The sequence below is a fragment of the Acetatifactor sp. genome, from assembly GCF_982438285.1.
Map to the genome: position 1 here is coordinate 1 of NZ_CEWDFQ010000141.1, position 7,579 is coordinate 7,579.

Sequence of the window (7,579 nt, forward strand, 5' to 3'; positions counted from 1 at the left end):
CTCCGGGATCAGCTCCCCTTTGAGCATACTGTTTCCCAGGCGGAAAACGGGCTTGACGCGCTCTCCAAAATAGTTGAGCTGCATCCTTCCATCGTCATTTCTGATATGAAAATGAAGGAGTATGACGGCCTTTGGATGCTGGAGATGCTGCAGAAAAGCAAAATTCAGTGCAGCATTATCATGCTCAGCGGCTACGACGACTATCATTTTATCCGCAATTCCATGAAATACGGAGCAGCAGATTATCTGTTAAAGCCGGTAAACACTAAAAATCTCATTGAATTGATTCAGGAAATACGCGCTCGAGGGCTCCCTCCCTACGACACCTCTCTTTTAGAGCAGAATCTGGAAAAAAATCTGCTTTCCAGTATCAACCAGAGGGATTCCTTTTTTGACCTGGCAGAAAATACACCCTTGGAAAGGGAAGCGCTCAAAGAGCTTTTGGCCCAGGCCTCTGTATTCGTGTCCTCAGGACAGCTTGAAAATGCCCTGAAAACCTTTGAAGCTTTTTTTGAAGGCTGCACAAAGGAGATTCTTTCCCAGGAGGAAATCCGGAATATGCTGACCGCATGGATTTACGACCTGATGCAGAAAAACAATACCTATATCAGGATTATTTCCCAGTATAAGCTTACCTCCTATGATCTGGCCAACACAGTAAAAATGCTGCCCACCTTAAGCCAGCTGAAGCTGCGGTTCTGCGAAAACCTGGCTGTTCACATCAGGGATTACTGCAGGGAGCTTAGGGAAAACGATGAATATATTATCCAAAAGGCCAAGGATTATATCTCCAAAAATTATTTCCGAAATATCACCCTGCAGGATGTGGCTGACCAGCTTTACATTCATCCCAATTATTTCAGCTACCTTTTCAGCAGCAAAACCAATACGAACTTCCGTGATTACCTGCGTTTTGTGCGAATTGAAAACGCAAAATTATTGATGCAGCAGCCTGATATGCGGATTGCAGACATCGCCTTGAGGGTAGGCTATAACGACATTTCCCATTTTAACCGCGCATTTAAAAAAACGACCTCCATGACCCCTTCTGATTACAGGAAACATCAAAAAATAGAGTAGACGCCAAAAACCGTCTACTCTATTTTTATGCTTTCAAAGCATGCCCCACAGCATCCGCCTTTATTTTCTGAAACGTTCTCCCATCAGGCCCCTGGTTCCCATAAATCTTGCCTTGCTGCCCAGCTCCTGCTCTATCTCAAGAAATCTGTTGGCAACTTCTCCCGTAGCCATCTCGCGCACCGCGCAGGCGTTGATGCCCACACAGTAATCTGCAATGGCCGGCCCTTCGCCGCGGCTTTCACAAGGCATCACGCCATAGCCCATCTTATAGGCGTACTGGATGGTGTCAAATGCCTGGCTCATTGTGCCTATCTGATTTACCTTCAGCAGCATTGTATTGGCTGCGTGTATCTGTGCTCCCTTTTTGAGACGCTCCACATTGGTGGTAAACAAATCATCCCCAACAATCTGTATGTCAACCTTTGAGGTGAGCATGGCATGGCTCTCATAATCGTCCTCAAAAAACGGATCCTCAATAATCACAAAAGGATAGGTTTTCACCGCATATAAATACAATGAAAGCAACTCATCCCTTGTCTTTGGCGCCTCCGAAAACAGACCATGATATTTCTGTTCTGTCCGGTCGTAATAGGTGTCGGACGCAACGTCAACCTGAATGCCGATTCTTCCCTCATAGCCTGACCTGACAATGGCCTCTGTCATATATTCCCATATCTGTTCATCCGAGGAGACAATTCCCTTAGGAATAGTATACATACCATACCAATCCTTGGGCCCCATTCCGATGGCTTCCATCATCTCATCCCATACGTTCTGGATTTCCCAGCCTGCATAGGAGGCCTCCGCAAAGGAGCCAAAGCCATGGCACATAAAGGAATAGGAAGGCTTGCCGGAAGGGGTTGTAACGCCTCCTCCCCAGCGCATATGCCCATTTACCGCACCGATTCCCGGCACAGGAAGATATATGGCGTTTGCACCGCCGATGTGGCGATAAAGAGGAATCTGAAGACTGGCCGCACCGGCCTTCAGGGCGGCTGCGGAAACAGCGGCAAGGGCATTTCCTCCCAGCGCTGCGCCGGAAGCGTCCCTCAAAGAGAGCATGGTGCTGTCGATCAGATACTGATCCGCCGCATCCAGCCCCCGCAGGGCAGGTGCAATGATTTCATGAATGCTGTTTACGGCCTTCATAACGCCCAGCCCATTCCATCTGCTGCCTCCGTCATACGCAAATTTAACCTCATGGGAGCCCACTGAATTTCCTGCCGTGCAGACGGCTCTTCCCTCTCTGCCATCCTCCGTAAGGACAACCGCCTCGATTCCAGGATGTCCTTTTTTGGTGTATACCTCCATAGCCCGTACTGTTTTAATTGCTCTGTTTGACATCTTTCTGCCTCCTGAAAAAATATTCAGCAGCTTGAACATTTCATCCGGTACAGCAGTTTGAATTAAGAAGCACTTATATTATAAAATACGGATTCTGAAAAGTAAACTGAAATTTCCGATTCTCTACCGCACAAGCCCCAAAATCCGGATTCTCAGCTTTTCTCCCTGATAGCGCACAAAGTGCTTGCGAATCACAATCAGCGAAATTCCCAGACAGCCGGCCACAATGCTCTCCATGGGCACAGTACACAGCACTCCTGCAAAAAACAGCAGGAAGGTAATCACCGACCGGAAGAAATGGGGCTGTATGATAATAATAAGTGAAAATCCCAGGTAAAAGGCCGCCAGCAAAAGCACCGGCATCCAGATGGGGATCAATCCCAGCAGCACCCCAAAGGACACCGCAATGGATTTCCCGCCCTTTTTCAGGTTCCAGAAGGGATAGGCGTGGCCCAGAACCGGCGCCGCCAGTATCAATGCAAAGGCGCTTCTTGCAGGGTCTACCGCCCTAAAGGCAAGATGCACGGGGATAAAGCCCTTTAAAAGCTCCAGACAAAGCACCAGAATTCCCATAGGCGCCCCCGCGCATTTAAATACATTGGCCGTCCCCGGATTCCCATCGTCGCTTTCCTTTGTCACATCCACCTTTTTGAAATATTTGGGAAGCAGATAGCCATACAATACGCTTCCCGAAAGATATCCTGCCACTACAAATAAAATTTCTCTTGTCGTCACTGCTTCCTCACCCCTGTAACTGTGCCAGCTCCCGTAACAATCCGTAAATTTTGTTCACCGAATCCGGCTTCACATTCCTCTCCTGGGCCTGTATCATATCCTGTCTGAGCTTTTCTTTTTCCAACAGCTTTCTCCCGGCCTTCACCTGTCCGAAAAAGCTTCTTCTTCCCACAGACATGCCTCTGGACTGAAAAAACTCCAGATTCCGGTTCTCACAGCCCGGTATGGGCTTGGTATGTACGATGGGAATATGCCGCACCGCAGCCTCCGTGCTGCTTAGTCCTCCGGGCTTGGTAAAAATCACATCGCAGGCCGCCATATAATCCGCCACCTGATCTGTATACCCTAAAATCTTTACGCTCTCTCTGCCGCCCAGCTCCTGATCCAGTCTATCCTCAAGCTTTTGGTTATTGCCGCAGATTACAATAATTTCTTCCTTTTCCATCAGCCGTCTTGCCAGCTCCAGCACAAAAATCTGTATCATGCCAAAACCCATGCTTCCGCCCATCACCAGATAAATGCGATGATCCATTGCAAGCCCCAGATTCTTTCTGGCCTGTATCCTGTCCGGCCGCTCTAAAAATGCCAGGCGCACCGGGATTCCCCAGGGAAGCATTTTTTCCTGGGGTATGCCCCGGTCTGCAAACTCGCCCATCAGATCCTCGTGAGGAATCACGTAATAGTCACAGTCCGTCTCCTCCCAGAAGGGAATGCAGGTGTAATCGGTACACACCGCCACCACGCTCTGGGCAAGCCAGCCTTTTCTTTTCATATAAGTCAGGGTTTCCGCCGGATAAAGATGGGGCGTCACAATTACATCAAAATCATTTTCCTCCAGATAGCGCCGCAGACTTTTTGCCACCAGCGCACAGGCAAAATACACAGGGGATTTCCTCTTTGGAGAAGAAATCAGGCCCCCCAGCTTATAAACAAAGCCAAACAGACCGGGGACACACTTTACCACATTGATATAGGTCTGGCTGACCGCCCTTGACACTCTTTTTCCCTTTAAAAGCATCATGTCAAGCATCACAGCCTGATCGCCTTGTTTTTCCACAAATTCCTTTACAGCCCTGCCCGCCGAGTTATGTCCCTCGCCGGTATCGCAGGATAAAATCAAAACCTTCATCCCTCATCCCTCGTTTGTCTGATTCCCAAGTATCATACATCTTACCACAGATCGCTTTTTTTTACCAGATGCACTTGCTAAGTGTACAAATTTGATATTATAATGCTTAACAGTGATAAATTCTCAAAAGGAGTATGGGGAAATGGAGCCTACTGTCAGTATCATTGTTCCGGTCTATAATGGAGAAAAGTATATCAGGCGCTGTGTGGACAGCATTCTTCATCAGGAGTTTACAGACTATGAGCTTTTACTTACAGATGACGGAAGCACAGATTCCTCCGGGGAAATCTGTGATGCGTATGCCGCCATGGATTCCCGGGTCCGGGTGTTTCACAAGCCCAATACCGGTGTTTCAGACACCAGAAATTTTGCCATGGATCAGGCCCGGGGCACGTATCTGCAGTTTGTAGACAGCGACGACTGGCTGACTCCCGACGCCACTAAGCTTTTTGTCAGGGCCGCAGCAGAGCACCACTGCGATATGGTCATCGCCGATTTCTACCGCGTGGTGGGAAAGCGGATTTCCCACAAGGGGGATATCGAGGAGGAAGGGGTTTTGGGCAGAGAGGCTTACGCCGCCCATATGATGGCAAATCCCGCAGATTTTTACTACGGCGTACTGTGGAACAAGCTTTACCGCCGGGATATTGTAAAGAAGCATCATCTTCGCATGGACGCAGCCTTAAGCTGGTGCGAGGATTTCCTGTTTAATCTGGAATATATTTACCACGCCAAAACCTTCTACGCCCTGCAGGCTCCCGTATACTATTATGTAAAAACGGAAGGCTCGCTGGTCAGTCAAGGCATGAGCCTGTCCAAATCCATAAAAATGAAGCTTTTGATGTTTGACTACTACAACAATTTTTATAAAAATATTCTGGACGAGGAGGAATACGAAAAAAACCGTCTGCAGGTCTACAGCTTTCTGGTGAAGGCTGCCACGGATGGCCTGGTTCCTCTGTCCATTCTGCCCGGGTCTAAAAAGCTGGGGGATGAGCGCACCGGCATTTTCTCCGGGGCAGTTGACAGCGACGGAATCATTATGGAAGCTTACAGAGAACGTAAGCTTTTAGAACGTTATATGGAGACCATCGCTGTTAAAAACGATCTGACCTTAAACGATGTAAAGGTGCTTTTTTATTTAAGCCAGTACAGTCGCTTTCAGAGCAGGAAGGAGCTGGCGGATTTTGTGAATCTGTCACGCCGCGCCCTCTCTGTGAGCCTTCAGCGGCTGGTCTCCAAGGGGTATCTGCGCATGGAAGAGCTTCGGGAAAAGAAGGCCGAAAGCAAGGGAAAGAAAGAGGTTACGGACAAAATTCTCTCCTTTCAATTCCTTTCCCCCTGCGACGGCATTCTGGAAGAATTTGCCACTGCCCAAAATGATTACGATCAGGTTCGTTTTCAGGGCTTTACCGAGGAAGAGCTGATCCGCTACGCCTGTCTCAATGAAAAAATAAAGGAAAATATCCGTAAAATACTCTAGGAGGCTTTCTTTTTCAAAAGCATGGAAGCCGCAGGCTGTATCCCTCCGGCCTCCTTAAGAACCTCAGCGTTTTACATTGAAGGCTCCCATTCCGGGGTAAACTGCCGCCGCCCCAAGGGCCTCCTCAATGCGCAGCAGCTGATTGTATTTTGCCACCCGCTCTGTTCTGCTGGGAGCGCCTGTTTTGATCTGGCAGGTGTTTAACGCCACCGCCAAATCCGCAATGGTGGTGTCCTCGGTTTCACCGGAGCGGTGGGAGGAAATTGCGGTATAGCCTGCCTTGTGCGCCATTTTGATGGCCTCGAGGGTCTCTGAAACGGAGCCGATCTGGTTCAGCTTGATCAAAATAGCGTTGCCGCAGCCTAATTCAATTCCCTTTTTCAGTCTTTCGGTATTGGTCACAAACAGGTCGTCTCCTACCAGCTGTACCTTATCTCCCAATTCCTTTGTGAGAAGCTGCCAGCCCTCCCAGTCCTCTTCGTCCAGCGCATCCTCTATGGAGATAATGGGATATTTTTCCACTAAGCCCTTCCAGTGTGCAATCAGCTCCCTGGAGGTAAACTGAAGCCCTGACTTAGGCAGTATATACTCCCCCTTCTTTGTGCCCTTCCACTCGCTGGAGGCTGCGTCCATTGCCAGCATAAAATCCTTTCCCGGCTCATATCCCGCCTTTTCCACTGCCTTTAAAATATATTGGAGAGCCTCCTCGTCACTGGCAAGGTCCGGCGCAAAGCCGCCCTCGTCCCCAACAGAGGTGGCAAGTCCCTTTTCCTTTAACAAAGCCGCCAGCGCGTGAAATACCTCCGTACACCAGCGCAGTCCCTCCCGGAAGCTTGCAGCTCCCACCGGCATGATCATAAATTCCTGCACATCCACAGTGTTTGCCGCATGGGCTCCCCCGTTTAAAATATTCATCATAGGCACGGGAAGCCTGTTGCCGGAAACGCCGCCCAAAAACCGGTACAGCGGAATGTCCAGGGAAATGGCAGCCGCTCTGGCCGCCGCAATGGAAACCGCCAGAATGGCATTTGCCCCCAGCTTCGACTTATCCTTAGTGCCGTCTGCCCGGATCATGGCCTGATCCACCGCATAGGTGTCGGAAGCGTCCATTCCCGACACAGCTTCCCCAATTACCGTATTGATATTTTCCACCGCCTTGGACACACCCTTTCCAAGATATCTGGATTTGTCATTGTCCCGAAGCTCCAGGGCCTCGAATTCTCCTGTGGAGGCGCCGCTGGGAGCCATGCCTCTCCCTGTGCTTCCGTCCGCCAAAGTCACCTCCGCCTCAACGGTAGGATTTCCTCTGGAGTCTATGATTTCCCTTCCGATTACCTTTACAATCTGCAGATCATTCATTTTCCGAAATCTCCTTTCTGGGGGAACGCTTTCTGCACATCCCGTCTTTATATCCCTTTTTAGGATAAAAGAATTTTTGAGGGAAATCAATGGGCTTCCAGAGCCCTAAATGTTGAATTTTTCTCAGTATTACAGTATAATTTTAAATTAGCAGATTTTTGAACTTTTAGATGATTCTTACATAAAAGGGGGTTCCAGATGAGAAAACTTTTGATTAAGCCCGCCCTTTTTGCAGCGCGAAGCCGACAGTATTTTTCCATGTCAAAAAAGCAGATTGCGGATGACAATGCCATTTTGCTGCGTTACTGCTCCTGGGCATTCTGTATCTTTTTGCTGTTATACAGTGTCCTTACCTGGATGTTAATGCCCAATATGGTTTTGATCTGGTGTTATCTCATTTTTGGCGCTGCCGCCGCAGGCTTTTTACTCTTTGCCGAACGCTGCTGCCG

7 protein-coding genes are annotated in these 7,579 nt (G+C 49.0%); 3 read left to right on the plus strand and 4 right to left on the minus strand.

Going from position 1 to position 7,579, the window contains the following annotated elements:
- Positions 1–1,080: response regulator transcription factor (locus AC1WIP_RS08435; protein WP_481141428.1), on the plus strand; the 1,080-nt coding region annotated here is incomplete at its 5' end.
- 60 nt (positions 1,081–1,140) lie between these two features.
- On the opposite strand, the gene AC1WIP_RS08440 is transcribed toward AC1WIP_RS08435, so the two are convergent.
- From AC1WIP_RS08440 to AC1WIP_RS08450, 3 genes are all read right to left on the minus strand, one after another.
- Positions 1,141–2,424 (minus strand): enolase-like domain-containing protein, encoded by a 1,284-nt coding sequence (locus tag AC1WIP_RS08440; protein WP_481141429.1) that lies wholly within the window; start codon positions 2,422–2,424, stop codon positions 1,141–1,143.
- Between the two features lie 123 nt (positions 2,425–2,547).
- The gene (locus AC1WIP_RS08445; RefSeq protein WP_481141430.1) at positions 2,548–3,159 is read right to left on the minus strand and encodes a glycerol-3-phosphate acyltransferase; all 612 of its coding nucleotides are present in this window, start codon (positions 3,157–3,159) and stop codon (positions 2,548–2,550) included.
- 7 nt (positions 3,160–3,166) lie between these two features.
- Positions 3,167–4,288: an MGDG synthase family glycosyltransferase gene (locus AC1WIP_RS08450; protein ID WP_481141431.1), complete on the minus strand. Its 1,122-nt coding sequence runs from the start codon at positions 4,286–4,288 to the stop codon at positions 3,167–3,169.
- A 142-nt stretch (positions 4,289–4,430) separates the two neighbouring features.
- Here AC1WIP_RS08450 and AC1WIP_RS08455 point away from each other — a divergent pair, with 142 nt between their 5' ends.
- On the plus strand, positions 4,431–5,771 hold the full coding sequence (locus AC1WIP_RS08455) for a glycosyltransferase (RefSeq protein WP_481141432.1): 1,341 nt from the start codon (positions 4,431–4,433) through the stop codon (positions 5,769–5,771).
- 63 nt (positions 5,772–5,834) lie between these two features.
- Here AC1WIP_RS08455 and eno read toward each other — a convergent pair whose 3' ends face one another.
- Positions 5,835–7,130, minus strand: a complete 1,296-nt coding sequence (eno, locus tag AC1WIP_RS08460) for a phosphopyruvate hydratase (protein WP_481141433.1) — start codon at positions 7,128–7,130, stop codon at positions 5,835–5,837.
- 198 nt (positions 7,131–7,328) lie between these two features.
- Between eno and AC1WIP_RS08465 the strand changes: the two genes are divergently transcribed.
- Positions 7,329–7,579: hypothetical protein (locus AC1WIP_RS08465; RefSeq protein ID WP_481141434.1), on the plus strand; the 251-nt coding region annotated here is incomplete at its 3' end.

What these genes read in the sequence shown, in the direction of transcription:
- eno (WP_481141433.1), bottom strand. Translation starts at nt 7,130, where the DNA reads ATGAATGATCTGCAGATTGTAAAGGTAATCGGAAGGGAAATCATAGAC.
- AC1WIP_RS08450 (WP_481141431.1), bottom strand. Translation starts at nt 4,288, where the DNA reads ATGAAGGTTTTGATTTTATCCTGCGATACCGGCGAGGGACATAACTCG.
- AC1WIP_RS08440 (WP_481141429.1), bottom strand. Translation starts at nt 2,424, where the DNA reads ATGTCAAACAGAGCAATTAAAACAGTACGGGCTATGGAGGTATACACC.
- AC1WIP_RS08455 (WP_481141432.1), top strand. Translation starts at nt 4,431, where the DNA reads ATGGAGCCTACTGTCAGTATCATTGTTCCGGTCTATAATGGAGAAAAG.